23 protein-coding genes are annotated in these 25,498 nt (G+C 70.6%); 7 read left to right on the forward strand and 16 right to left on the reverse strand.

Annotated elements, in window-relative coordinates:
* Positions 1–49: 49 nt before the first annotated feature.
* Entirely contained in the window at positions 50–1,249 is a 1,200-nt protein-coding gene (locus tag ACGFX4_RS20475) for an ROK family protein (protein ID WP_393076171.1), read from the reverse strand.
* 135 nt (positions 1,250–1,384) lie between these two features.
* Here ACGFX4_RS20475 and ACGFX4_RS20480 point away from each other — a divergent pair, with 135 nt between their 5' ends.
* Positions 1,385–2,737 carry a GH1 family beta-glucosidase gene (locus ACGFX4_RS20480; protein WP_393076173.1) on the forward strand — a complete coding sequence of 451 codons (1,353 nt, stop codon included), beginning with the start codon at positions 1,385–1,387 and terminating at the stop codon, positions 2,735–2,737.
* Between the two features lie 73 nt (positions 2,738–2,810).
* On the opposite strand, the gene ACGFX4_RS20485 is transcribed toward ACGFX4_RS20480, so the two are convergent.
* The 11 genes from ACGFX4_RS20485 to ACGFX4_RS20535 form a co-directional block, all read right to left on the reverse strand.
* Positions 2,811–3,947, reverse strand: a complete 1,137-nt coding sequence (locus ACGFX4_RS20485) for a serine hydrolase domain-containing protein (protein ID WP_393076176.1) — start codon at positions 3,945–3,947, stop codon at positions 2,811–2,813.
* 68 nt (positions 3,948–4,015) lie between these two features.
* Positions 4,016–5,413: a GH1 family beta-glucosidase gene (locus tag ACGFX4_RS20490; protein WP_393076179.1), complete on the reverse strand. Its 1,398-nt coding sequence runs from the start codon at positions 5,411–5,413 to the stop codon at positions 4,016–4,018.
* A 14-nt stretch (positions 5,414–5,427) separates the two neighbouring features.
* Positions 5,428–6,423 carry an ABC transporter ATP-binding protein gene (locus ACGFX4_RS20495; RefSeq protein ID WP_393076182.1) on the reverse strand — a complete coding sequence of 332 codons (996 nt, stop codon included), beginning with the start codon at positions 6,421–6,423 and terminating at the stop codon, positions 5,428–5,430.
* Entirely contained in the window at positions 6,420–7,322 is a 903-nt protein-coding gene (locus ACGFX4_RS20500) for an ABC transporter permease (RefSeq protein WP_393076481.1), read from the reverse strand. The genes ACGFX4_RS20495 and ACGFX4_RS20500 overlap by 4 nt, the downstream gene beginning before the upstream one ends.
* 40 nt (positions 7,323–7,362) lie before the next feature.
* On the reverse strand, positions 7,363–8,343 hold the full coding sequence (locus ACGFX4_RS20505; RefSeq protein WP_393076185.1) for an ABC transporter permease: 981 nt from the start codon (positions 8,341–8,343) through the stop codon (positions 7,363–7,365).
* Positions 8,340–9,404: an ABC transporter ATP-binding protein gene (locus tag ACGFX4_RS20510; RefSeq protein ID WP_393076188.1), complete on the reverse strand. Its 1,065-nt coding sequence runs from the start codon at positions 9,402–9,404 to the stop codon at positions 8,340–8,342. The genes ACGFX4_RS20505 and ACGFX4_RS20510 overlap by 4 nt, the downstream gene beginning before the upstream one ends.
* Positions 9,404–11,104: an ABC transporter substrate-binding protein gene (locus ACGFX4_RS20515; RefSeq protein WP_393076191.1), complete on the reverse strand. Its 1,701-nt coding sequence runs from the start codon at positions 11,102–11,104 to the stop codon at positions 9,404–9,406. Before ACGFX4_RS20515 ends, ACGFX4_RS20510 begins: the two co-directional genes overlap by 1 nt.
* Positions 11,105–11,209: 105 nt before the next feature.
* A complete protein-coding gene (locus tag ACGFX4_RS20520; RefSeq protein ID WP_393076193.1) occupies positions 11,210–12,214 on the reverse strand; it encodes a LacI family DNA-binding transcriptional regulator in 1,005 nt (334 codons plus the stop codon).
* A gap of 174 nt (positions 12,215–12,388) precedes the next feature.
* Positions 12,389–13,657, reverse strand: a complete 1,269-nt coding sequence (locus tag ACGFX4_RS20525) for a sugar ABC transporter permease (RefSeq protein WP_393076483.1) — start codon at positions 13,655–13,657, stop codon at positions 12,389–12,391.
* A gap of 56 nt (positions 13,658–13,713) precedes the next feature.
* Positions 13,714–14,496: an ATP-binding cassette domain-containing protein gene (locus ACGFX4_RS20530; RefSeq protein WP_393076485.1), complete on the reverse strand. Its 783-nt coding sequence runs from the start codon at positions 14,494–14,496 to the stop codon at positions 13,714–13,716.
* Positions 14,497–14,536: 40 nt separating this feature from the next.
* Positions 14,537–15,640 (reverse strand): sugar ABC transporter substrate-binding protein, encoded by a 1,104-nt coding sequence (locus ACGFX4_RS20535; RefSeq protein WP_393076196.1) that lies wholly within the window; start codon positions 15,638–15,640, stop codon positions 14,537–14,539.
* A 240-nt stretch (positions 15,641–15,880) separates the two neighbouring features.
* Between ACGFX4_RS20535 and ACGFX4_RS20540 the strand changes: the two genes are divergently transcribed.
* The 3 genes from ACGFX4_RS20540 (at position 15,881) to ACGFX4_RS20550 (ending at position 20,064) form a co-directional block, all read left to right on the forward strand.
* A complete protein-coding gene (locus tag ACGFX4_RS20540; protein ID WP_393076199.1) occupies positions 15,881–17,947 on the forward strand; it encodes a BTAD domain-containing putative transcriptional regulator in 2,067 nt (688 codons plus the stop codon).
* A gap of 192 nt (positions 17,948–18,139) precedes the next feature.
* The gene (locus ACGFX4_RS20545) at positions 18,140–18,760 is read left to right on the forward strand and encodes a pyridoxamine 5'-phosphate oxidase family protein (protein ID WP_393076202.1); all 621 of its coding nucleotides are present in this window, start codon (positions 18,140–18,142) and stop codon (positions 18,758–18,760) included.
* Entirely contained in the window at positions 18,757–20,064 is a 1,308-nt protein-coding gene (locus tag ACGFX4_RS20550; RefSeq protein ID WP_393076205.1) for an MFS transporter, read from the forward strand. Before ACGFX4_RS20545 ends, ACGFX4_RS20550 begins: the two co-directional genes overlap by 4 nt.
* Before the next feature lie 211 nt (positions 20,065–20,275).
* Here the strand turns inward: ACGFX4_RS20550 and ACGFX4_RS20555 are convergent, their stop codons facing one another.
* The 3 genes from ACGFX4_RS20555 to ACGFX4_RS20565 all read right to left on the reverse strand — a co-directional run bounded on the left by ACGFX4_RS20555 (position 20,276) and on the right by ACGFX4_RS20565 (position 22,270).
* Positions 20,276–20,566, reverse strand: coding sequence for a hypothetical protein (locus ACGFX4_RS20555; protein WP_393076208.1), 291 nt, complete (start codon positions 20,564–20,566; stop codon positions 20,276–20,278).
* A 177-nt stretch (positions 20,567–20,743) separates the two neighbouring features.
* Positions 20,744–21,538 carry an HNH endonuclease gene (locus tag ACGFX4_RS20560; protein WP_393076211.1) on the reverse strand — a complete coding sequence of 265 codons (795 nt, stop codon included), beginning with the start codon at positions 21,536–21,538 and terminating at the stop codon, positions 20,744–20,746.
* A 414-nt stretch (positions 21,539–21,952) separates the two neighbouring features.
* A complete protein-coding gene (locus ACGFX4_RS20565) occupies positions 21,953–22,270 on the reverse strand; it encodes a hypothetical protein (protein WP_393076214.1) in 318 nt (105 codons plus the stop codon).
* Positions 22,271–22,797: 527 nt separating this feature from the next.
* On the opposite strand from ACGFX4_RS20565, the gene ACGFX4_RS20570 reads away from it, so the two are divergent.
* Positions 22,798–23,742: a nuclease-related domain-containing protein gene (locus ACGFX4_RS20570; protein ID WP_393076217.1), complete on the forward strand. Its 945-nt coding sequence runs from the start codon at positions 22,798–22,800 to the stop codon at positions 23,740–23,742.
* On the opposite strand, the gene ACGFX4_RS20575 is transcribed toward ACGFX4_RS20570, so the two are convergent.
* On the reverse strand, positions 23,739–24,218 hold the full coding sequence (locus ACGFX4_RS20575) for an NUDIX hydrolase (protein WP_393076488.1): 480 nt from the start codon (positions 24,216–24,218) through the stop codon (positions 23,739–23,741). The genes ACGFX4_RS20570 and ACGFX4_RS20575 overlap by 4 nt on opposite strands.
* Positions 24,219–24,235: 17 nt before the next feature.
* Between ACGFX4_RS20575 and ACGFX4_RS20580 the strand changes: the two genes are divergently transcribed.
* On the forward strand, positions 24,236–25,015 hold the full coding sequence (locus tag ACGFX4_RS20580) for a GntR family transcriptional regulator (protein ID WP_393076220.1): 780 nt from the start codon (positions 24,236–24,238) through the stop codon (positions 25,013–25,015).
* A gap of 137 nt (positions 25,016–25,152) precedes the next feature.
* Complete coding sequence (locus tag ACGFX4_RS20585) at positions 25,153–25,494, forward strand: hypothetical protein (RefSeq protein WP_393076223.1); 342 nt, start codon at positions 25,153–25,155, stop codon at positions 25,492–25,494.
* The last annotated feature ends 4 nt before the right edge of the window (positions 25,495–25,498 follow it).

Below are 25,498 nucleotides of genomic sequence, written 5' to 3' on the forward strand. Positions count from 1 at the left end.
CCGTCCACGTGGTCGGTGTCGCAGAGCCCCGAGCCCCTGACGGTGCTCCCTACCGCCGAGGGTCCGCACCCGCACCGAGCAGCGCCTCCAACGGCAGCATCGCCGCCCCGAACGCCACCGCGTCCGACCCCAGCGACCCCATCTCGATCGTCACCTGCCCGAACGGGAACGCCAGCGCCTGCCGCTGGGCCGCCTCCCGGATCCGCGGCAGCAGCCGGGGCCCGAGCAGCAGCCCGGCCCACCCGCCGAGCACGACCCGCTCCGGGTTGAACAGGTTGATCAGGTTGGCGATCCCGGCGCCCAGGTAGTCCGCCGTCTCCGCCAGGACCCGCTCCGCCTCGGCCGACGGGTCGGCGAGCAGCGCCGCGATCGCCGCCTCCTGGTCGTCCCCGGCGAGTCCGCCGCCGGCCTCCCGGTGCCGTTCCACGACCGCCCCGGCACCGACGTACGCCTCCAGGCAGCCCTGGGCCCCGCAGCGGCACTCCCGTCCGCCGTACACGAGCGTGGTGTGCCCCCACTCGCCGGCGGTGGAGCCGGCACCCCGGTAGGCTGCGCCGTCGTTGATCACCGCGGCGCCGACGCCGGACCCGACCAGGGCCACCACCGCGTGCCGGGCCCCGCGGCCGGCACCGAACCACATCTCGGCGCGCCCCTGGGCCTTCGCCCCGTTGTCGACGAACACGGGCGCGGTGACGCCGCGTTCGCGCAGCAGCTGCTCCAGCGGCACCGCCTGCCAGCCGATGGTCGGGGCGTGCACGGCGATGCTCTCGCCGCGCTCGACCGTGCCGGGGACGGCCACCCCGATGCCGATCACCTGGTCGGCCTGGACGCCGGCCGCGCCGAGCACCTGGGCGAGCCCGGCCACCACGCGGTCGGCGACCTCGGCGGGGGTCGGCCGCTCGCCGGCCAGCGGCAGGTCGGCCTCGCCGCGCCGTTCCATCGCGAGGTCGAAGAGTTCGACCTTGACGCCGGTCTCGCCGACGTCGGCGCCGACGAGGTACCCGTAGCGGGGGTCGACCCGGAGCATCACGCGCGGCCGTCCGCCGTCGGACTCGACCTGCCCGACCGGCACGATCAGCCGTTCGTCGACGAGCTCGCCGGTGAGGTTGGAGACGGTGGCGCCGCTGAGCCCGGTGAGCTGGGCGAGTTCGAGCCGGCTGAGCGGGGCGTCGAAGAACAGCTTGGAGAGCAGTATCGAGCGGTTGCGGCGGCGGATGTCTCGCGCGCTGGTGCGGGACCTGTCGTCCATGGGGCTGTCCTCGACTCGCGGGCTTCGGTGGTCCTGTTGTCGCTCACCATCTTGACGCTTCGACCGCCTCAAGATTTAATCCAGACGATAATTCAATGCTTGAGTTAAGCCCGCAAGGGCTTCTTGGGGAGCAACATGAGCCAGCTGCGGGACCTTGGGCCGGAGTTCGTCTGGGGTGCGGCCACCTCCGCGTACCAGATCGAGGGTGCCGCCGCCGAGGACGGCCGTACCCCGTCCATCTGGGACACGTTCAGCCGGGTGCCCGGCGCGATCGACAACGCCGACCACGGCGACGTGGCCTGCGACCACTACCACCGGATGCCCGAGGACGTCGCGCTGATGCGCGAGCTCGGCCTGGACGCGTACCGCTTCTCGGTGTCCTGGAGCCGGGTGCTGCCGGAGGGCACCGGCCGGATCAACGAGGCGGGCCTCGGCTTCTACGACCGCCTGGTCGACGAGCTGCTCGCCAACGGGATCACCCCGTACGCCACCGTCTACCACTGGGACCTGCCGCAGGCCCTGCAGGACCGCGGCGGCTGGCCGGAGCGCGACACCGCCTACCGCCTCGCGGAGTTCGCCGGGGTGCTCGGCGAGCGCCTGGGCGACCGGGTCGCCGACTGGTTCACCATCAACGAGCCGCTGTGCTCGGCGTGGATCGGCCACCTGGAGGGCCGGATGGCCCCGGGCGAGCGCGACCTGGAGCGGGCCGTCCGCGCCTCGCACCACCTGCTGCTCGGTCACGGCCTGAGCATGGAGGCGCTGCGCGCCGCCTCGCCCGGCCCGGTCCGGGTCGGCGCGGTGCTCAACCCCAGCCCGGTGGAGGCCGCCTCCGACCGCCCGGAGGACGTCGCCGCCGCCCGCCGGGTCGACGGCCACGTCAACCGGTGGTGGATGGACCCGCTGTTCGGCCGCGGCTACCCGGCCGACATGGTCGAGGCGTACGGCGTCGAGCCGCCGGTCCAGGAGGGCGACCTGGAGCTGATCGGCGCCCCCGCCGACCACATCGGCATCAACTACTACTTCCGCCAGATCATCGAGGACGACCCGCAGGGCCCGGCGCCGCGCGGCCGGATGGTCACCGACCCGTCGTGGCCGGTCACCGGCATGGACTGGGAGATCCACCCGGCCGGCCTGGAGGACGTGCTGCTGCGGATCACCGACGAGTACGGCGCCCGCAAGGTGTTCGTGGCCGAGAACGGGTCCGCCTTCCCCGACCTGGTCCGGGCCGACGGCAGCATCGACGACCGGGAGCGCACCGAGTTCCTGGAGCAGCACCTGGCGGCCGCCGCCCGGGCGGTCGCCAAGGGCGTCCCGCTGGCCGGCTACTTCGCCTGGTCGCTGATGGACAACTTCGAGTGGGCGTACGGCTACGACAAGCGCTTCGGCCTGGTCCACGTCGACTACGACACCCAGGTCCGCACGGTGAAGGCCAGCGGTCGGCGCTACGCCGACCTGATCGCCCACCACCGAGGGCTCGTCCGAGGCTGACCCGCAGCCGGCCGAGGACGCAGGCGACGAGGGGGCCGGCAGCAGCCGGCCCCCTCGTCCGCGTCCGGAAGCGTCAGCGCACCGCGCGGGCGGCCCGCACCACCGCCGCCGCCAGCCGGTCGTTCTCCGGCGCGGCACCGGACGGCGGGAAGACGAAGCGCCGCCGGGTGTAGCCGTACGCCACGCCGCTCGCCGGGTCGGCGAACCCCTGCGCGCCGGACACCCCGCAGTGGCCGAAGGCGTCCGGGCCGAGGAACGGGTAGCTCAGGCCCGACGTCTCGAAGCCCAGCGCGAAGTTGTCCACCGAGCCGGTGACCAGGTCGGTGCCCGGGTAGTGGACGGTGGTGAACTCGGCGACGGTCTCCGGCTCCAGCAGCGGCCCGTGGCCGCCGAGCCCGCTGATCGCCGCCGCGTACATCCCGGCGACGCCGCGGGCGCTGCCCACGCCGCCGGCCGAGGCCGAGCCCTTGGCCCGGGTCTCCCGCTCGTTGACGAAGTTCACCAGGTCGGTGCGCAGGTTGAAGGAGATCGCGAACAGGCCGTCCTTCCCCGGCATCGGCTGCGCGAGGAACTCGGTCAGCTGCTCCGGCGTCGGCTCGGCGCGCAGCAGGGAGCGGAAGCGCGGCTCCAGCTCGGCGGGCAGGCCGAGGTACAGCTCCAGGCCGTGCGGGGCGCGGATCCGCTCCTCGTACAGCTCCTGCAGGGTGCGGCCGGTCGCCCGGAGGACCACCTCGCCGGTCAGCGCGCCGATCACGGTGGCGTGGTACCCGTGGGCGGTGCCGGGCTCCCAGTACGGCTTCTGCACGGCCAGCCGGGCGGCGATCAGCCGGTCGTCGGCCAGCTCGGCGGCGCTGAACCCGCCCTCGACCGAGATCACCCCGGCCCGGTGGGCGAGCAGCTCGCGCAGGGTCAGCCGGCCCTTGCCCTCCGCCGCGAACTCCGGCCAGTACGCGGCGACCTCGCGGTCGAGGTCGAGCACGCCGTCCTGCACCAGCAGGGCGACCAGCAGGTGCGCGGCGCCCTTGGTCACCGAGTAGACGCCGGTCAGGCTGTCCTGCTCGACGCCTTCGGAGCGCAGGTCCACCACCGGCCGCCCGTCCAGGTACGCGGCGAGCTGTGCGCCGGGCGCGGCCGGCTCCTCGGCCAGGAAGGCCTCGAACTCCTCGCGGACGCCTTCGAACCCCTCGGCGACCGTCCCGTGCACGGACATGGCTGACCCCCTTGCTGACCGCGTGACGCCGGGTCAACAAGGGGGCGGATGTGGGGTATTCCCCGTACCTAGCGGCCGGTGGCGCGGACCCGGGCAATGGTGTCGCGCAGCCACAGCGCGCTCTGCTTGGGCGTGCGCTCCTGGGTCTCGTAGTCGACCCGGACGATGCCGAAGCGCTTGTCGTAGCCGTACGCCCACTCGAAGTTGTCCAGCAGCGACCAGGCGAAGTAGCCGCGCACGTCGGCGCCGCCGGCCCGGGCCTCGGCGACCGCGGCGAGGTGGGAGGCCAGGTACTCGGTGCGGTCGGTGTCGGCGACGAAGCCGGTGGCGTCGGGCTTGTCGTCGTACGCGGCGCCGTTCTCGGTGATCACCAGCGGGATGCCGGGGTAGTCGCGGGAGATCCGCAGCAGCAGCTGGGTGAAGTCCTCCGGCATGACCTCCCAGTCGAGGTAGGTCACCGGCAGGCCGCCGATCGGCAGGTGGCGGGTGACCGGCAGGCCGTCCGCGTCGGTGGTGGAGCCGTCCTCGGCGACGCCGCTGGACTTGCCGGAGCGGTAGTAGTTGACGCCCAGGGTGTCGATCGGGCTGGAGATGATCTCCAGGTCGCCGTCCTGCACCGGGATCTCGACGCCGCGCTCGGCGAGGTCGGTGACCAGGTCCTCGGGGTAGCTGCCGCGCAGGATCGGGTCGATGTACATGCGGAAGCCCAGCGCGTCGGCCCGGCGGGCCGCCTCCCGGTCGACCTCCGAGTCGCTGGCCGGGATGGCGTTGGAGAGCAGCTGGGTGACGGCCAGGTCGAGCGGGCGGCCCGCGGGGGCGAGGGCGCGCAGCCGCTGGACGGCGAGGCCGTGCGCGAGGTGCAGGTGGTGGACGGCACGGACGCCGTCGGCGAAGTCGCGGCGGCCGGGGGCGTGCACGCCCTGGACGTAGCCGAGGACGGCCGAGCACCAGGGCTCGTTGAAGGTGGTCCAGTGCTCGACCCGGTCGCCGAGCCGCTGGTAGACCAGCTCCGCGTAGTCGGCGAAGCGGTACGCAGTGTCGCGGGCGGGCCAGCCGCCGGCGTCCTCCAGCTCCTGGGGCAGGTCCCAGTGGTAGAGGGTGAGCCAGGGGGTCACGTTGTTGGCGAGCAGCTCGTCGACCAGGCGGTCGTAGAAGCCGAGGCCGGCCTCGTTGGCCGGGCCGGTGCCGCTGGGCTGGACGCGCGGCCAGGAGACCGAGAAGCGGTAGGTGTCCAGGCCCAGCGAGCGGATCAGGGCGACGTCCTCGGGCATCCGGTGGTAGTGGTCGCAGGCCACGTCACCGGTGTCGGCGTTGTCGATCGCGCCGGGCACCCGGCACAGGGTGTCCCAGATCGAGGGGGTGCGGCCGTCCTCGGCGACGGCGCCCTCGATCTGGTAGGCCGAGGTGGCCACGCCCCAGCGGAAGTCGGCGGGCAGCCGGTCGATCGAGTCGTTGTAGCGGTCCAAGACGTCTCCAGGTGTCACGAAGCGGTGGGGTGCAGCCAGCAGGCGACGCTGCGGTCCGGGTGGCCGTCCGGCGGGCCGAGGCGCGGGACCTCGGTGGCGCAGCGGTCGAAGGCCTTCGGGCAGCGCGGGGCGAAGGCGCAGCCGGCCGGCATGGCGCGCAGGTCCGGCGGGGAGCCGGGGATGCCGGCGAGTTCGCGGCGCGGGCCGTGCAGGGCCGGGAAGGAGTGCAGCAGGCCGTCGCTGTAGGGGTGCAGGGAGTCGCGGTAGATCGCGCCGGACGGGGCCTGCTCGACGATCCGGCCGCCGTACATGATGGCGATCCGGTCGGAGAACTCGACCAGCAGCGACAGGTCGTGGGTGATGAAGAGCACCGAGAAGCCGAGCTCCTCGCGCAGCCTGACCAGTTGGCGCAGGATCTGGCGCTGCATCACCACGTCGAGGGCGGTGGTCGGTTCGTCCATGATGACGACCTGGGGTTCCAGCGCCAGGGCCATCGCGATCATGACGCGCTGGCGCATGCCGCCGGAGAGCTGGTGCGGGTAGCTCTCCAGCCGGTCCGCGGCGATGCCGACCAGCCTGAGCAGCTCCCGGGCCCGCACCAGCCGCTGGGCCTGGGTGCTGTCGGGCTCGTGGGCCTTGATGACGTCGGTGAGCTGGGTCGAGATCTTGTGCACGGGGTTGAGCGAGTTCATCGCGCCCTGGAAGACGATCGAGGTCTCGGCCCAGCGGAAGGCCCGCAGGCCGGCCTCGTCCAGGCCCAGGATGTCGACCGCCGGTCCGCCGTCGCGCGGGTGGTAGAGCACCTCGCCGCCGGTGATCAGGCCGGGCGGCGGGAGCAGCCGGGTGAGCCCGTACGCCAGGGTGGACTTGCCGCTGCCGCTCTCGCCGGCCAGGCCGAGCACCTCGCCGCGGCCCAGGGTGAGGTTGACGTCGTGGATCGCCCGGACGGCGCCGGGGCCGTAGCCGTAGTCGACGTTGAGGCCCTTGATCTCCAGCACCGGGCGGCTCATCGGGCGGCCCCTTCCTTGACGACCGGCGTCGCGGGAACGGCGACCGGGGTGGTACGGACGACCGGGGTGAAGCCGGGACGCATCCGGATCCGGCCGGCCGGGGTCTTCAGGTCGCGGCCGGCGGTGCGCAGGCGCGGGTTGACGATCTCGTCGATGCCGAAGTTGACGAGCGAGAGCGCGGTGCCGAGCAGGGCGATGGCCAGGCCGGCGGGGACGAACCACCACCAGGCGCCGAGGCCGAGGGCCTGCTGGGTCTGCGCCCAGTAGAGGATCACGCCCCAGTTCCACGGGGACATGCCGGGGATGCCGATGAAGGCGAGCGAGATCTCGGTCATCACGGCGTACATCACGGTGCCGATGAAGGAGGAGGCGATGATCGCGGTGAGGTTCGGCAGGATCTCGAAGACCACCACGCGGAAGGTGGACTCGCCGGTGGCCTTGGCGGCGACCACGAAGTCGCGGCGGCGCAGCGAGAGGGTCTGGGCGCGCAGGACGCGGGCGCCCCAGGCCCAGGAGATCATGCCGATGATCAGGGCGACCATCAGGTCTCCGCTGTGCGGCATCACCGAGGAGACGATGATGATCAGCGGCAGCGCGGGGATGACCAGGAAGACGTTGGAGATCGCCGACATGGTCTCGGCGCCGGGGCCGGAGAGGTAGCCGGAGGTGACGCCGACCAGGACGGCGACCACGGTGGCGAGGACGCCCGCCACGACGCCGACCAGGATGATCGAGCGGGTGCCGACCAGCAGCTGGCTGAAGATGTCCTGGCCGAGGTGGGTGGTGCCGAGCCAGTGCTTTCCGGACGGGCCCTCCATCAGGTCGGTGGAGCGGGCGTCCGGGTCGAAGGGGGCGATCCACGGGCCGATCACGGCGATCAGCCCGAAGAACGCCAGCATGGCGAGGCCGATCCGGGTCTTGGTGTTGGCGAGCACGGTGTCAGCCCTCCCGGCGGGTACGCGGGTCGAGCGCCAGGTAGGCGAGGTCGGCGAGCAGGTTGGCGGCGAGCACGGAGAGGGTGATCACCAGGAAGATCCCTTGCATCAGCGGGTAGTCCTTGACGCCGATGGCCTGCACCAGTTCCAGGCCGATGCCGGGGTAGGAGAAGACCACCTCGACCAGGAAGGTGCCGCCGACGACCAGGCCGAGGGCCATGCCGAAGCCGGAGACGCTGGGGAGCAGGGCGTTGCGGGCGGCGTAGGAGAGCATCACCCGGCGTCCGCTGAGGCCCTTGGCGTGGGCGACGGTGATGTAGTCCTCGGCGGTGACGGTGACCATCATGTTGCGCATGCTCATGATCCAGCCGGCCACCGAGGAGACCAGGATGGTGAGCGAGGGCAGCAGCGAGTGGTTGATCGCGCTGCCGATGAACTCCGGGTCGAAGTGCGGGACCAGGCCCGGCTCGTAGCCGCCCGACGAGGGCAGGAAGCTGCCGCTGCCGGTGAGGAAGGCGATCGCGATCAGCGCCAGCCAGAAGTACGGGATGGACGCGAAGAAGGTGGAGATCGGGAGCAGCGCGTCCGCCCAGGACCCGCGCCGCCAGCCGGCCAGCACGCCGGCGAGGGTGCCGAGGCCGAAGGCGAGCACGGTGGTGACGCCGACCAGGCCGACGGTCCACGGCAGGGTGGTGCCGATCACCTCGGAGACCGGGGCGGGGAAGGACTTGAAGGAGATGCCCAGGTCGCCGTGGGCGAGCTGGCCCAGGTAGCTGACGTACTGCTCCCACAGGCTCTGGTGCTTGTCCAGGCCGAAGAGCACGGTCAGCGACTGCACCGCCTGCGGGTCCAACTGGCCCTGGTACTGCGCCATCAGCGCGGTGACCGGGTCGCCGGGGGTGAGCCGGGGGATGAAGAAGTTGATGGTGATCGCGGCCCAGGCGGTGAACAGGTAGAACCCGAGCCGTTGCAGCAGGTACTTCACTTGGCCGTCTCCTCGTCGTACAGCCAGCACGCGGCCCAGTGACCGGGCGCGTCGCCGATCTCGATCCGCGGAGGCAGCTCCACCCGGCAGCGGTCCATCGCCATCGGGCAGCGCGGGTTGAAGCGGCAGCCGGTGGGCGGGACGATCAGGCTGGGCGGCTCGCCGCCGTCCTCCTCCTCGCCGTCGCCGGCGGCAGCACCGGTCAGCCGGTCCGGGTCGGGCGCGGAGGAGATCAGCAGCCGGGTGTAGGGGTGCGCGGGCGCTTGCGTGACGGTCTCGCTGTCGCCGCCCTCGACCATCCGGCCGGCGTACATCACCATCGTCTCGTCGGCGAAGTAGCGGGCCGAGGCGATGTCGTGGGTGATGTAGAGGATCGCCAGGTCGAGGCGTTCCTTGAGGTCGCGCAGCAGGTTGAGGATGCCGAGCCGGATCGACACGTCGAGCATCGAGACCGGCTCGTCGGCGAGCAGCGCGTCCGGGTCGGCCGCCAGCGCGCGGGCGATGGCGACGCGCTGGCGCTGGCCGCCGGAGAGCTCGTGCGGGTACTTGTCCAGGTAGTTGTCGGCCGGGGTGAGGTGCACCCGCCCGAGCAGTTCCTGGAGCGCCGCCTCCAGTCCGTCCCGGCCGCTGCCGGCCCGCCCGTGCACCTTGAGGGCACGGGAGAGGTGGTAGCGGACGGTGTGCACCGGGTTGAGCGAGCCGAACGGGTCCTGGAAGATCATCTGGACCTTCCGGGCGTACCTCCGGAACGCCCGCCCGCCGCGCACCGCGGTGGACGAGCCGTGCAGCCGGATGTCTCCCCCGGTGCGCGGGTAGAGCTGCGCCAGCAGGCGGGCCACGGTGGACTTCCCGGAGCCGGACTCGCCGACCAGCGCGGTGACGCGACCCCGGCGCAGGGTGAGGGTCACGTCGTCGACCGCGTGCACCACCGAGGGGGTGCGGGAGAGCAGGGCCCGGCCCCGCTTGGGGACCGGGAAGTGCTTGGTGAGGCCGTCGGCCTCCAGGACCACCCCGTCCGAGAAGGACGGGGCGGTCGCCGGGGTGTGGTTCGTGATCGTCATCAGTGAGCCGGCTTGAGGTGGAGCACCACGTCCAGGGCGTTGACCTGGGTGGGCTGGATGGGGGCGTAGGGGTTGCTGTCGTCCGGCCAGCCGGTCCAGTTCTTGGTGGAGTACTCGGCGCCGTAGTTGCCGGCCGAGGTCGGGATCATCGGCATCTGCTCGACGAAGATCCGCTGCAGGGTGGCGAGCGCGGCCTTGCGGGACGCCTCGTCCGCGGCGTTGGCGTAGTCGGCCAGCGCCTTGGTGGCCTCCTTGTTGTCGAAGCGCCCGTAGTTGTTGGTGGCGGGCGAGCCGACCGGCTGGAGGCCGGCCCCGTCCATGATGTTCTGGTACATGTCGTACGGGGTGGCGCCGCCGTTCGACCAGTGCATCGCGGCCTGGAAGTTGCCGTTGGCGATGGCGGTGAACCAGGCGTCCTGGTCGGCCTTCTCCGGGGTGGCCTTGATGCCGATCTGCTTCAGGTTGTCGGAGATGATCGTCAGGGTGGTCTGGTAGTCGCCCCAGCCCGCCGGGTCGGTCATGGTCAGGGTGACCGGCTTGCCGGTCGGGTCCTGCAGGGTCTCGCCGTTGTAGGTGAAGCCGGCGTCGGTGAGGATCTTCTTGGCGCTCGCCACGTCGCCCTCGGACTTCTTGCCCTGGTACTCCGGCGAGATGAACGCGTCACCGATCGGGGTCGGCAGGCCGGTGATCGACTCGACGGCGGGCTTGAAGTAGCCGGCCGAGGCCTGGTTGAAGATGTCCTGGCGGTTGATCACCACCGACATCGCACGGCGCAGCGCCGGGTTGTCGAACGGCTTGTTGGTGGTGTTGATCCACAGGCCGTCGGCGGAGAGGTTCGCCGGGAACCAGAGCTTGTTGTGCTCCGGGTCCTTGGCCGTGTAGAGCTTCTTGGCGTCCGGGATGAAGGCGTAGGTCCACTCCAGCGCGCCCGAGGTGAGCGCCGAGGTGATCGCGTCGTTGCCGCTGTACGTGGTGTACCGCAGCTCCTTGATCTTCGGAGCGTCCTGCCAGTAGCCGTTGCGCGTGGTCAGCGTGACGGTCTGCGGGGTGAAGGACTTCAGGGTGTACGGGCCGGTGCCGACCGGGTTCTCGACGGTGTCGGTGGCCGGGTCGGCGATGGCCGACCAGAGGTGCTTGGGCAGCACCAGGGTGGAGAGCACCACGGCCTGGCGGACGAACTGCGAGGTGCCGAACTTGACGGTGACGTCCTTGCCCGAGGCGGTGACCGACTCGATGGGCAGGGCGGAGGTGTTGAGCGCCTTGTTGTCCTTCATCAGCTGGAAGCTGTAGGCGATGTCCTCGGCGGTCATCGGCTTGCCGTCGGAGAAGGTGACGCCGTCGCGCGCGGTGAGGGTGAGTGTTCTGTAGTTGTCCGCCCACTCGAACTTCGAGGCCAGCCAGGGCTTGGCGGGCTCGGTCGGCTTGACCAGGTTCACCATCGCCAGGGGCTCGTAGATCATGTAGCGGTAGCCGAGCACCGCGGCGGCCGAGGTCGGCAGCAGCGGGTTGCTGTTGTTCTTCACGGTGGCGCCCTGGGGCATGCCGACGTTCAGCACGCCGGTGGCGCCGCCGGCGCCGTCACCCTTGTTGGCGGAGCCCGGGTTGCTGCTGCAACCGGCCACCAGGGCCAGCGAGATCGCGGCGACCACGAGCGGCGCCATGGTGCGCCGGGCTGCGGAACCGGTGGACGCGAAGGACATTGCTCCTCCTGGAGTGGGGAGAACCGGCGGCGGTGCCGTCCCGCTTCGGGGTGTGCGGCATCGCGGTCGGACGCGGCGCGTCCGGCCGGTGGCGTGGGTGGTGGATCAGCTCGAGGCTGAGGTGGAGCCCCGGACGACGAGGTCGGTCGGGATGACGGTCGGCTCGACCGGCAGCGGCTCGCCGGCGAAGTGGGCCATCAGCATCCGGGCCGCCGCGGCCCCCATCTCGCGCAGCGGCTGTCGGACGGTGGTGAGCGGCGGTTCCGTCTGGGAGGCGAGCGGCACGTCGTCGAAGCCGACGATCGCCACCTCCCCCGGGACCGCACGTCCGGCCTCTCTCAGCGCCTGGAGGGCGCCCGCAGCGGAGAGGTCGTTGTGCGCGAAGACCGCGTCGAACTCGACGCCGTCCTCGATCAAGCGCCGCATCACGGCGCGGCCGGTCTCGAAGGAGAAGTCACCTTCGACGACCGAGCCGGCCGGGAGCGGCCGGCCGCCCTCGGCGTACACCGCGGTGAACCCGTCCAGGCGTTCCGCGGTGCAGCCCCACGCGAGGGTGCCGGTGATCACGACCGGCCGGGTACGGCCGTTCGCGAGCAGGTGTCGGGCGGCGGACTCGCCGCCCGCGCGGTTGGTGGTGGCCACCGAGGCGAACTGCGGGCGCAGTTCGCGGTCGTCGATGAGGACGACCGGCAGCCCGTGCCCGTGCAGCTCGGTGATGTAGTCGAGCTGCCCCTCGGGCTCGATCACCAGGAGACCGTCGAAGGCCTTGGCGGACGCCTTGTTGGCGAACTGGCGCATCGACTGGTCGCCCTGGTTGCAGGTGAAGAGCATCAGGCCGTAGCCGTTGCTCTCGACCGTGTCGACGGCGCCCTGGAGGACTTCGCCGATCCACGGCCAGGTGAGCGAGGGGACGAGCATGCCGATCACCCCGGCCCTGCCTCGCGCCAGGCCCACGGCCCGCGCGCTCGGCACGTACCCGAGCTCCTCGATGACCCTCCTGACCCGGGCCGCCGTGGAGGGCTCGAGTTCGCCCTTGCCGTTGAGCACCCGGGAGACGGTGGTCTTGCTGACCCCGGCCCGGGACGCCACGTCGGCGATGGTGATCGGCATGATGCCCCTCCTCGGAACCGGTTTCGGAAGCGGTTCCGAGGAGAGTGAACACCGCGCAACACCCGGGACACAATCACGGGGCGGTAACGAACTCGCACTTAATACAAGCCTGAAAGAATGTCCCGCCCCGGCGGGTGCCGGGACGGGACGGTGGCGGGGGCGGCGGGAGGCCGGTCAGGCGCGCCCCGCCGCCTTCTGGGTCCGCCGGGCCAGCGAGTCGATGACCACCGCCGCCAGCAGCACCGCACCGGTGATCATGAACTGGATGGCGTTGCTCAGGCCCTGGATGTTCATGCCGGACTGGATCGACCCGATGACCAGCGCACCCAGCAGCGCCGACCAGGTCGAACCCCGGCCGCCGAAGAGGCTGGTGCCGCCGATGACGGCCGCCGCGATCGCGTTCATCAGCAGGTTGCCGCCGCCCGAGGTCTGACTGGCCGACTGGATCTGCGCCGCCAGGAACAGACCGCCGATCGCCGCCATCGTGGAACAGATCATGAACACCGTGATCCGGACCATCGACACGTTGATGCCCGCCCGTCGGGCGCCCTCGATGTTGCCGCCCAGCGCGAACACCTGGCGCCCGTACGGGGTCCGGCGCAGCACCCACTCCAGCACCACGATGAAGATCAGGAAGACCAGCAGCGCCAGCGGCAGGCCCTTGTACTGGTTCAGGGTGTACGCCGCCAGGAAGGCGACGATCGCCAGCAGCCCGGTGCGCAGCGCGATGTCGGACACCGGCCGGGACGGGATGCCGGCCGCCTTCCGCCGCCGGGTGTCCAGCAGCGAGGCCCCCAGGAAGAGCAGCACGCCCACCACGGCCACCCCGTACGCGGCGATCTGCTGCCCGTAGATGGTCGAGTAGAGCCGGGAGACGATGTCCGTGCCCGAGAGGTTGACGGTGCCCTGGCTGCCCAGGATCTGCAGCATCAGGCCGTTCCAGCCGAGGTTGCCGGCCAGGGTGACGACGAAGGCCGGGACGCCGACCTTGGCGAAGAAGAAGCCCTGGATCAGGCCGACCAGCGCGCCGCCGACCAGGGCCGAGAGCAGCGCCACCCACTGGTTGACGCCGTGGGTCACGTTCATCACCGCGAAGATCGCCGCGCACAGGCCGCTGACCGAGCCGACCGACAGGTCGATCTCGCCTAGCAGCAGCACGAAGACCACGCCGATGGCGATCATCCCGGTGCCGACGATCTGCTGCGAGAGGTTGGACAGGTTCTGCGCCGAGAGGAAGCTGCTGTTCAGGCTGCCGAACACGGCCCAGATCACGATCAGCGCCACCACCACCGGCAGCGAGCCGAGCTCACCGCTGCTGAGCCGCCGCTTGAACTCGCCGAGGTAGCCCTTGACGCCCTCCTGCCGGACGATCAGCCGCGGGTCGACCGCCGGGGTGGCCTCCGCCGCCACCGGCACCGGCGCGTTCACCCCGCCCTTGGGCATGGTGTCCTCGGGCAGCGGGTGGTGCCGCTCCTGGCCGTCACCCGGCATGTTCCCGCTCATTGCGCACCCTCCGAGCCCCGGGCCCTGCGGCGGGTCACGGCGTTGTCCGTGGCGCCGGTGATGGCCGAGATGATCTCTTCCTGGTTGGTCTGCCGCTTGTCGAAGACCCCGTTGTTGCGGCCCAGCCGCAGCACCGCGACGGTGTCCGCCACCGCCATCACGTCCGCCATGTTGTGGCTGATCAGGATCACGCCCAGGCCCTGCTCGCGCAGCCGCTCGACCAGGTCGAGCACCTGGGCCGTCTGCTCCACGCCGAGGGCCGCGGTCGGCTCGTCCAGGATGACCACCTTGGGCGAGCCGATCAGCGCGCGGGCGATCGCCACCACCTGCCGCTGACCACCGGAGAGCGAGGCGATCGGGATCCGCACACTGGGGATCCGGATCGACAGGGTGTCCAGCAGCTCCCGGGAGCGCTTCTCCATGCCGACCTCGTCGAGGACCAGCCCGAAGTGCCTCAACTCCCGTCCCAGGAAGAGGTTTCCGACCACGTCCAGGTTGTCGCAGAGTGCCAGGTCCTGGTACACGGTGGCGACGCCGAGGTGCTGGGCGTCCTGCGGCCGGTGGATGGAGACCGGGTGGCCCTCCCATTCGATCGTGCCCTCGTCCGGCTGGTGCACCCCGGCGATCGACTTCACCAGGGTCGACTTGCCGGCGCCGTTGTCGCCGACCAGCGCGACCACCTCGCCGGGGTGCACCTCCAACTCGATGTCGGTCAGCGCCTGCACGGCGCCGAACCGCTTGGAGACGCCGCGCAAGGCCAGTACCGGCTCACCCGTCACCATCTCCAACTCCCTTCCGCAGCGCTCCGGTTGTCGACGGTTACTGCAGTCCGGCAGCGGCGCAGGCCGAGGCGTAGTCCGGGGTGCAGATCTGCGCAACGGTGTACAGGCCGTCCGCGACCACGGTGGACTTGATGTTGTCCTTGGTCAGCACGGTCGGGGCGATCAGCAGCGAGGGGACGGTGGCGCCGCTGCCGTTGGTCGAGGTGGTCGGCGCCTGCGAGGGCTCCAGCGACTTGCCCTGGGCGAAGGCCACCGCCATGGCACCCGCCGCGTCCGCCTCGGGCTTGTACGGCTTGTAGATCGACATGGTCTGAGTGCCGATCAGGATGCGCTGCACCGCGTCGAGTTGGGCGTCCTGACCGGTCAGCGGCACGCTCAGGTTGGCCGCCTTCAGCGCGGTCGCGATGCCGGCCGCCATGCCGTCGTTCGCCGAGTAGACGCCGACCACGTTCGGCCCGCCGATCGCGGTGATCGCCGCCGCCGCCTCCTGGTTCGCGGTGTTCGGGTCCCACTGCGGGGTGTCGTACTCCTTGCCGACCTGCAGCTTGCCGTCGATCGCGCTGTGCGCGCCCGCCTTGAACTCCGCGGCGTTCGGGTCGGTCGGCGAGCCGTTGATCATGATGATCTGGCCGCTGCCGGCCTTGTTGCCGACCGCCGCCACCAGCGCCTCACCCTGCAGCCGGCCCACCGCACGGTTGTCGAAGGACACGTACGCGTCCACCGGCCCCTGCGCCAGGCGGTCGTACGCGATCACCTTCACGCCCGCGTCGTGCGCCTTCTGCACCGAGGACTGGATCGCCTTGGAGTCCACCGCGTCGAGGATCAGGACCTTGTCGCCCTTGGTCAGCGCGGTGTCCACCTGGGTCTGCTGCTGCGTCGCGTCCTGGTTGGCGTTGTAGTAGTCGATCTGCGCGTCCGGGACCAGCGACTTGATCTTGGCCTCGATGAGCGGCTTGTCGAACTGCTCGTACCGCGTCGTCTTCGTCTCCGGCAGCAGCAGCCCGATCTTCACCGCCCCCGCAGCGGTGCCGGACGCGCCACCCGAGCCGGTGGACTGTTTTGCACTGCCGCAGGCCGCCAGCGACAGCCCGAGCGAGGCCACCGCGGTGACCAGGGCGATACGACGGAAACCGATGTTCATGACGAGGGCGCCTCTCCGGTTGAATCCACTCCCGTCACTCAGTGTGAGATTCCCCGTCCGCCCCCACGATCCGGACTGCGCCGAACGGGTCCAGAAGCCCCCGGGCGTCCCTCAGATGCTCCAGTGCGGCAGCTCCCGGCCGCTTCCCGACCCGGTTCCCGGCCGTCTCCCGCCACCGCCCCGGGCACCCGCCCGGCCCGTCCCTTGTCCGGCGGATTGGTCCAGTCCAGACTGATCACCGTGGTCGGGACGAGGGGGGACGCCGTGGTGGAGCACGCACCGGCCGCGCAGGTCACGCTCGGGGAACGGCTGCAGGCACTGCGCAGGCGGGCCGGGCTGAGCCAGGAGGCGGCTGCCGCCCGGGCCGGAGTCAGCACCAGGGCACTGCGCGACCTCGAACGCGACCGGGTCCGGCAGCCCCGGGCCGCCACCGTCCGGCGGCTGGCCGACGCCCTCGACCTGAGCGAGGACGACCTGGCCGGGTTGCGGGACGCCGTCCGCGGCCGAGCGCCGCACAGCACCGGCGGACCGCGGGTGCTGGTCCTCGGCCCGCTCGCACTCCGGCGCGGTACGGCCACCGTCCCGGTGACCGGCCCCATGCTTGGGCGGCTGCTCGGACTCCTCGCCCTCAAGCACCCCGAACCCGCCGGCATGCAGGAGATCACCGACATCCTCTGGCCGACCGGTCCACCCGGCTCCTGGCAGAGCCTCATCCACACCTACGTCAGCCAGGTCCGCCGCCTGCTGGCACCCGCCGGCCCGACCGTCACCCGGACACCCACCGGCTACCTGCTGCAGGCCTCCCCGCACCTGATCGACCTCGGCCGCTTCGACGCGCTGCTGACCCGGGCGACCGGCGGGCACCCCGCACCCGAGGCCGCGTACGAGTCACTGACCCGGGCGCTGCGCGAATGGCGCGGCCCGGTGCTCGCCGACGCGGACCCGGCGCTGCGCCGGCACCCGGCAGCGGTCGCGGCCGACGAACGGCGGATCAGGGCAGCCCTGCTGCACGCCGACACCGCGCTGCGGCTGCGGCGGCCCGCGGAAGCCGTCCCGTTCCTCTCCGACCTGGTGCACGCCGAACCGCTGCACGAGAGCCTGCACGCCCGGCTGATCCTCGCCCTGGCCGGCGGCGGGGAGCAGGCCGCGGCGCTCGCCGTCTTCACCCGTCTGCGCGACCGGCTCGACGAGGACCTGGGCATCGCCCCGGGCCCCGAGGTCCGCGACGCCCACCTGCGGGTCCTGCGCGGCCGGCTCCCCCGCGCCGGGCGGCCCGCCCCGACCGGCCCGGTCCCCGCCCAACTGCCGGCCGGGGTCGGCACCCACGTCGGACGCGAGGAGGAGCTGCAGGTCCTGGACACCCTCGTCTCGCCCGACCCCGCCCGGCGGCCACGGCTGGTGGCGGTGGTCGGCGCGCCCGGCATCGGCAAGACCGCGCTGGTCACCCACTGGGCGCACGCACGGCGCGGACACTTCGCCGACGGCCAGCTCTTCGCCGACCTGCGCGGCCACTCCCGGCTTCCGGCGCCGCGTCCCGACGAGGTCCTCGCCCGGTTCCTGCGTGCCCTCGACACCCCGCCCGACCGGATTCCCGCCGACCCCGACGAGGCCGGCGCCCTCTACCGGACCCTGCTCGCCGACCGGCGGACCCTGATCGTGCTCGACGACGCCCGCGACGCCGACCAGGTCAGGCCGCTCCTCCCCGGCTCCCCGAGCTGCGCGGTGGTGGTCACCAGCCGCAACCGGCTCGCCGGGCTGGTCGCCGCCGAGGGCGCCCGGCGGATCGGCCTGGACGTGCTCGCGCCGGACGAAGCCCTCCAGCTCCTGGGCAGCATCGTCGGCGGCTGCCGGGTCGCGGCCGAACAGGAGGCGACCCACCGACTCCTCCGCAGCTTCGGTGGCCTCCCGCTGGCCATCCGGATCGCCGGCGCCAACCTGGTCGCCCGCAACGCCGACCTCGCCGCGTACAGCGCCGAGCTCACCGGCGACGACCTGATCTCCCGCCTGCGCGTCGAAGGCGACCGCCGCTCGGCCCTGCAGGAGGCCTTCGACCTCTCGTACAGCGCCCTGCCGGCCGACGCCCGGCGGATGTTCCGCCTCCTCGCCCTGCTCCCCGGCCCCGACCTCACCCCGGCCGGGGCCGCCGTCCTCGCGGGCACCACCCCGGACCGGGCCGCCGTCCTCCTCGCCGGACTGGCCGACGCCCACCTGCTGCGCGAGCACCCGGGCGGCCGCTTCGACCTGCCCGACCTGCTCCGCCGCTACGCCCGCGACCTGCCCGCCCGCGACCTGCCCGCCGAGGCCTGACCCCGACGGACAACTGTCGGGGCAGTTCCGACCGTTCTGCCGGTACCCGCCGTCCGGACGGCAGAAGTGCAGGTCAGCGCCGGTACCGGCGGGGTACCGGCGCACCCCGGGCCTTCCGGTCCGGCTCCAGGAACCGCACCAGCCCCTCTCCGTACGGTGATCGCACCCGATCCACCGACCGAGGAGCACCGCATGAGCCGGTTCGACCGCCTCGCCCTCACCCCGACGGTCCGCCGGGTGCAGCAGGAGATGGGCAGCGCCGCGGCCGCCGACCGCCGCCTGCGGGATCCCGCCGAGCACCCCGAACCGCTCACCGCCGCCGAGGCGGACTTCATCGGCGGCCTCGACGCCTTCCTGTTCGCGAGCGTCGGCGAGACCGGCTGGCCCTACGTCCAGTTCCGCGGCGGCCCGCCGGGATTCGTCCATGTCCTCGACGAACGGACCCTCGGCTACCTGGACGTCCGCGGCAACCGGCAGTACATCACCACCGGCAACCTGCGCTCCGACGACCGGGTCGCGCTCTTCTTCCTCGACCACGCCCGCCGGACCCGGCTCAAACTGCTCGGCCACGCCACCGCCGTACCGGCCGGTGCCGACCCGGCGCTCACCGAACGGCTCGGCACCCCGCGCACCGACGGCACCGTCGAACAGCTCGTCACCGTCCGGGTCGAGGCCTTCGCCTGGAACTGCCCCAACCACATCACGCCCCGTTTCAGCCACCCCGAACTCGCCGAGGCCATGGCCCCGGTGCACCGGCGCCTCGCCCGGCTGGAGCAGGAGAACGCCGCACTCCGCGCGGGGCTCGCCCGATGACCGCCCGCACCGACACCCACACCGCCGCCGACGCCGACGCGCCCGTACCCGCACCCGCACCCGCCCGGACGGCCGGAGGATCACCGGCCATCTGGTCCCGCAACTTCCGCTACTGGTTCACCGCCCGGTCGGCCGGCCTGCTCAGCTGGGCGATGCTCCCGGTCGCGGTCTCGGCCGGGCTGCTCAGCAGCGGCCACGGACTGGACACCGCCGGGTACGCAATGGCCTTCCTGGTCGGCCCGTTCGCCGGGCTGGTGCTGTTCGGCGGCGTGCTCGCCGACCGGTTCACCGCCCGCCTGATGATGATCACCGCCGACCTGGCCAACCTCGCCGCCCACGTCCTGCTCGCCCTGCTCTTCCTCCACGGCATCGACCACCTCTGGCAGCTGTACGCCCTCCTCGCCGTGGCCGGGACCGCCAACGCCATGTTCCAGCCCGGCGCCTCCTCGACCGTCCCCCTGATCGCCCGTGACGTCCAGGGTGCCAACGGCGTCCTGCGCACCTCCGAAGCACTCACCGGACTCGCCGGCCCCGCCCTGGCCGGCGCCCTCGTCGGACTCGGCGCCACCGGCTGGGTGATGGCCGTCTCCGCCGCGGCCTACGCCACCAGCGCACTCTGCCTGTTCGCACTCCGGCTCGGCACCGTGCCCGGCCCGCCCGGCGGCCGGGGCCTGGCGCACAACCTGGCCGTCGGCTGGCGGGAGTTCCGCGCCCGCAACTGGCTGTGGAGCGTCGTCCTGATCTGGATCGTCTTCGCCGTCCTCTCCTGGGGCCCCCAACTCTCGGTCGCCGCCGGAGTGATCGTGCCCCGGCACGGCGCCACCGCCTTCGGCCTGCTCAACTGCGCGCTCGGCGCAGGCACTGTCGCCGGCGGCCTGCTGGCCATCCGCTGGAAGCCCACCCGCCCCCTCGCCGCCGGCGCCGCGGCCATGCTCGCCTTCCCGCTCTACCCGCTCGGAATCGTCCTCGACCTGCCCGTCGGGCTGCTCGCCGCCACCCAGATCGCGGTCGGCACCGGAATCGGCATCTGGGGCGTCATGTGGGCCACCACCGTCCAGACCCAGGTCCCCGGCGAAGTCCTCAACCGCGTCCACGCCTACGAGGTCGCCGGCTCCGTCGGCATGTACCCCATCGGCAGCGCCCTGGCCGGCCCCGCCGTCACCGCCGTCGGCACCGCTCCGGTCCTCCTCCTCGGCGCCGCAGTCGCCCTCGCCACCGCCACCGCCCTCCTCCTCACCCGCCCGGTCCGCACCCTCCACCGAGCACCCACCGGTCCGGACAACGAAAAAACCCCAGGTCGTTGACCTGGGGTTTTCTCTGTGGAGCGGGCGACGAGAATCGAACTCGCGCTCTAAGCTTGGGAATCTCAACAGCTGATCAGCTCGATAGGAGCTCTGACGTGCACAGATGCCGCCGGAAGGCACTCTGTGACGCTGGTCGGGAGCCCACGATTTGACCGCCACTGACCGCCCATCTCCGTCCCTTAAGGCACGGATGGGACACGCCTGGGGGCACCTACTCGTCGTCGTCCCGCTCGAGGATCAAGCTGACCGAGCCGTCCTCGAGCCCGCTGCTGTCTTCGAGATGCAGGTGGCTACCGTCCGGCGTGCCGTCCTCGGCGAGCGTCAGGAGGTGCCGAGCAAGAGTTCGCAACCCGGCGGCATTCGCCTCGATGACGACCTCGGCGCCAAGGTTGCGGACATTGATCCGCGCACTGTCGTCCCAGCTGAACACTCGCGGCACGCCATCACTGTTCACGGTCATGGTGCTGCTGGAGATCGGCGGCTGCTCCTGCTCGGCTGTCATGAGGCACATCCTGCCCGATTTGGTCTCCGGGCTTAGGCATGGTCCGCCCAGTGCCGCAGATCCGGAGAACTGTCCATTGTCCCGCAAGGGGCGGAGGGTGCAGCCGTAGTCATCGCCTGTCATCGTCGGCCACCCCCGCACGGCCCGCAGACGGCCCAGGACTCCCGTCGGTGCCGATCAACCTGCTCGGCCAAGAAGCAGCCCGACCACTGCCGTACGAGGCCCCGGGTAGTGATCCGGGTCCCAGAGATCGATTCCACGACGAAAACTCCCGGCCTTCACATTCCCACCTATGGAAGACCGGCTATCCTGATGCTCAATTCCCCGGGGAGTAACCCTAACCGATAGCCCTTCATGAGAAAAGAACCCGCGCTCGATAGAAATTCCACCCGGAGGATTGAAGACTACCTTTACAATAATCTCCCGCATGGCACTTCTAATCACGAGGCGGTCCGCAATAAATTCAACATCCCAATGTCCGGAAGAATAGCAGAGCTCATTATCTTCAATCCATAAAGCATCACCGCCCGATGGGTCCATGAGCCTCGCAGTAATGAGCAGATTTGCCCCCTCGGTGCGAAGCCTGAACACCGGCTCCCCATTTAGCACGAGAGTGTCAGAGCACTCCTTCTCACCAAGCACCTGGAAGAACTCGTTCGTCCCGATCGAGACTCGACTTGCGAGGCCCTCATACCTGAGAACATAAGGGGCCGAGTTGCCAGCCAGAACATTCCGGGGGCGCCGGTTCGCCGCTCTTATTTGCTCTAGGGAAATTAACCCCCTCCCCTTTTCGGAATGATGATTCGAGCAAAGGAGTGTCAAATTATCCGGATCATGCTCTTGGACGTCCGACCATGGCTCCATGTGGTCATACTCATAGAATGGAATGCCGCAAAAAACGCAGCCGAACCCGCATCGCTTCCTAACCGCACGCTTAACAGAAGCCAAGATGGCGGGGCGATTCGTCGACATTTTACCTCCGAAGCCCTACGCGCGCCGGAACCCGGCGACGCAGTACTTACATCCCGCTCCCTACTGCCCTGTCTCCATAGCTCCAGCCTCGCCCCGCACCTCGATACTCGGCAACAAGAATATGCTCCACTCCGGGCCGCATTCGCGCCGTGTAGAGCACATTCCCGCGGCTCGCTCGGCCGCCGCATTCAGCTCAGCCACGACCCGCTGCACGTCCTCGGCCTCCGTCGGCAGGTCGAACGGACGGGCCTTGTTGGCAGGCTTAGGCATGGTCCATCCAATGTCGCAGATCCGGGGAGCTGCTCCCTGTCCCACTTGGGGCGGAGAGCTCGGCAGCGGTCGTCATCTGTCGCTGGCCGACCTTGCACGGCCCACAGATGGCCCAGCAAGACCATCGCTACGCCCAGTGGACAGCTATCTGATCTTTCGCTTCCCAGAGGTGATCTTGTTGACGATCCGCTCGGCATCGGCATAGGCCTGCTTGTACGTGAACCCATGCCCTACCGCCTGCGGCCTGCCGGTAAAGGTGTCCGTGATCACGGCCTTGTGAGACAGCGATCCGCCGGACCCCCCGATGATCGTCTGCTCCTGCTGAACCTCGATGCTGAACCGCTCACGGGTCAGCGGTGCTGACTGCGCTTCCGCGAGCTCCGTCATAGTCGGCAGACCTCGCCGCTTGCGCTGCTCGTCCGTCTTGCCGAACCACCATTCCTTGGAAGCCAACTTGCCCATGTCGATCACTCCTCAGAACCAGCCTAGGACTGAGTGGACGGACCCTGCACGCGGGTGGTGGAGCGGTTTTGGCCGGTGTCCTGTCTGGTCTGGGTCCGAGCATGATCGGGGGGCCGTAAGCTGCTGCGACTCGGTCAGGGCTTTTGGGGCCTGACCGCAATTTGGCCGAGTGGCCCCCCGGTCTTGCTCGGTGCGGGTCCCGGTCCTGGCAGGTGGGTAAAACCGTGGAGCCGCCCGCCCCCGGCCCCGGCGGGGTTCTGGGCTCAGCCCTCTTCTGCCGTCCGTCCGCCGGCGCGGCCGGGGCGCCGCCGGAGTGGGGCGAAGACAGGAGCGTCGGCGAGCGGCCAGGGCCGCGCGCTGGCGCGCTGTGCGCGCCTTGATGAAGTAGCGAAACTCGTAACAACGTCCTCCACCCCTGCCTTGCTTCCGATCCTCGGGGCCCGCTGGTCGGCTTGGCTGACGGCGTTCTTGTCAGACCCGTACCGCGCGTGCTGATCTCGTGTCAGGGATCGCGCGAAGGGGGTAACGTGCAGGAACTGACGGTCAAGCTCTGGCGAGTGCCGGGCAAGGAGCGGCTGTACGTCAACCTGTCGGGCGCCCGCGGTGAGGCTGTTGCATGGCTCGACTGCCGAACAGGTGCAGTGGAGATCAAGGTCGAGCGCCTGAGAACGGCAGCGCTCGCGAAGGTCGAGGAGTGGGTCGCAGCCTCTGGCCGGCCAATCCCAGCGCGCACAGTCACCGCTGCTTCGCCAGCACCTGCGCCGATCCGCTTGCAGCAAGATCCGCCTCCGAGGCCAACAGCAGTCGCTCCGGCCTCAATCCCGGCCTTGCCTCCGTTCACCACAGAGGATGACCTCGCGGGAAACCTTCCAGGCACTGGCGTCCAAGGGATGATCCGCGAGGAGATGGACCAGCGGAAGTGGCTCGTTCGGGTAGCCGCGAAGCTGGCGCGTGATCCGTTGACGTCTCAGAAGCTGGTGACCGGGCTTCGCGGCGAAGAGATCGTCGGGAGCCACCTCAATGGGCTCCGCGGTCATGGCTGGCACGTGCTGCATGGCGTTCCGCTGCCGAGTGGCGCGGACATCGATCACGTGGTGATCGGCCCGCCAGGGGTCTTCACCGTGAATACGAAGCACCACCCCGATTCTTCGGTATGGGTGGGTGACAAGCGGGTCCTGGTGAACCGGGTCAGCTATCCCTACCTGGCGAACGCGGAGTTCGAGGCGGCCCGGGTGACCCAGCTCCTGGAGCGCTGGTGTGGCCACCCTGTGCCGGTTCGAGCCATCGTTGCCGTAGTCGGCGCTCGCAAGATCACCGTTCAGGGCAGCCCGATCGTCGAGGTGCTGGACGGTGAGCGGATCGCCTCGCTCCTTGCGAGTCGGCCGGCATCGCTTGAGCCGCATCGAGTCGACTCGGTGTTCACCGTGGCCCGTCGGCGAAGTGTGTGGGCGCAGATCGGGAAGCGCGGCTAACCAGGGATCTGACCGCCGAGCCACTGCCGGCCGTCATGGGTGCGAATGCTCGGAGCCGCATCTGCCTGGAGCGCGTCCAGCATGCGCACGGCGTAGACCTCAGCCATCCGCTCGGTGACCTCCGCCGGAGTCAGCCAGTCCACCGCCGTGGACTCGTCCGAGACCTGCTCGGTCCCACTCTCGGGGTGGCACCGGAACACCAAGGCAACGACTCCACGCGTGACGTTCTTGTAGACGCCCGTCAGGCGTTCGACGTCCACCCTGATGCCGGTCTCTTCGAAGACCTCCCGTCGGACGCCGTCTTCGACGCTCTCCGTGAGCTCAAGGACACCGCCCGGGGGCTCCCAGGTGCCGTTGTCGGCTCGGCGGATGGCCAGGACCTTCCCGTCCTCACGAACGACAGCACCCGCCACAGACACCGAGTGGAGGGGCGTTGAAACTTGCAGTGCGGGGCTGCTACTCATGTACAGGAGAATAGGAGCCCTAAAGGACTATGGCGAGCAACGAGGTGGCCTCCTCGGCCAAGGCGAAGTATCTGCAGATTGCTGATGATCTCGCCGCGCAAATCAAGTCAGGTGCCCTGGCCCCCGGCTCGGCGGTCCCCAGTGAGGCCGAACTCATGCAGCGGTACGGCGTTGCCTCCGGGACAGTGCGCAAGGCGATTGCTGAGCTGCGGACCTCGCAGCTGATCGAGACCCACCACGGCCGCGGGTCCTTCGTGCGTTCTCGCCCACCGGTGCAGCGCAAGTCCTCGGACCGTTTCCGCCGCGCACACCGGATGGCCGGCAAGGCGGCCTACCTGGCCGAGGCTGAGGTTTCCGGTGGGACGCCGTCCGTCACCGTGCTGTTCGTCGGGCCCACCGAGGCCCCTGCCGACATCGCCGAGCGGCTGAACGTTCCCGCCGGCGCCCAAGTGCTGGCTCGCAAGCGCCGGTACTTCCGGGACGGCGTGCCGACGGAGGAAGCGACTTCCTACCTGCCGTGGGACGTGGTGAAGGACATCCCCGAGATGTTCGCCGAGAACCCGGGCGGCGGCGGCATCTACGCCCGGCTCGAAGAGCGCGGCCAGCAGCTCGCAGAGTTCACCGAGACCGTTCGGGCCCGCCTGGCAACCAAGCCTGAGACCGCCGCGCTGGCCCTCAGCCCCGGCTCACCCGTGATCCACCTGGTCCGCGACGCGATCACCACCGAAGGGCGCGTGGTCGAGGTCTGCGACACCGTCATGGCCGCTGATCAGTTCGTTCTTGACTACCGCTTCCCCGCCAAGGACTGACGGAACATCATATTCCGCAACCCGTCTGGGCTTTCAGGCCTAGGCGGGTTGACTCATATACAGGAGTCGGGCACTCTTCTAGTCATCACTCCTGTACATGAGTGCAGGAGGTCACCTCATTTAGAGGAGAGGCCGTCATGGCTGTGTTCAAGGTCGACACGTCCACCGCGTTCGTGTTCGTCGCCGTTCCGCCGGCGCCGAAGGTTGCCAACCGGCAGACGGGCGAGATCGCCATCGACCGGGAGACCGGCGCCCGGCTGGTGACCGTGGGGCTGACCATCGCGGACGAGGGTGAGGCGAACCTCTACACCGTGTCGGTGCCGGAGACCGGAGTGTCCGAGGGGCTGGCGGTCGGGATGCCGGTCGCACTGACCGGGCTCAAGGCGCGGGACTGGGAGAACGAGTTCAACGGGCAGAAGCGGCACGGCATTTCGTTCCGCGCTGCGGCGGTCACCTCCCTCGTGCCGGTCCAGGGCTGATCAC

The sequence above is a fragment of the Kitasatospora sp. NPDC048365 genome (genome assembly GCF_043200835.1).
Taxonomy (GTDB): domain Bacteria; phylum Actinomycetota; class Actinomycetes; order Streptomycetales; family Streptomycetaceae; genus Kitasatospora; species Kitasatospora terrestris.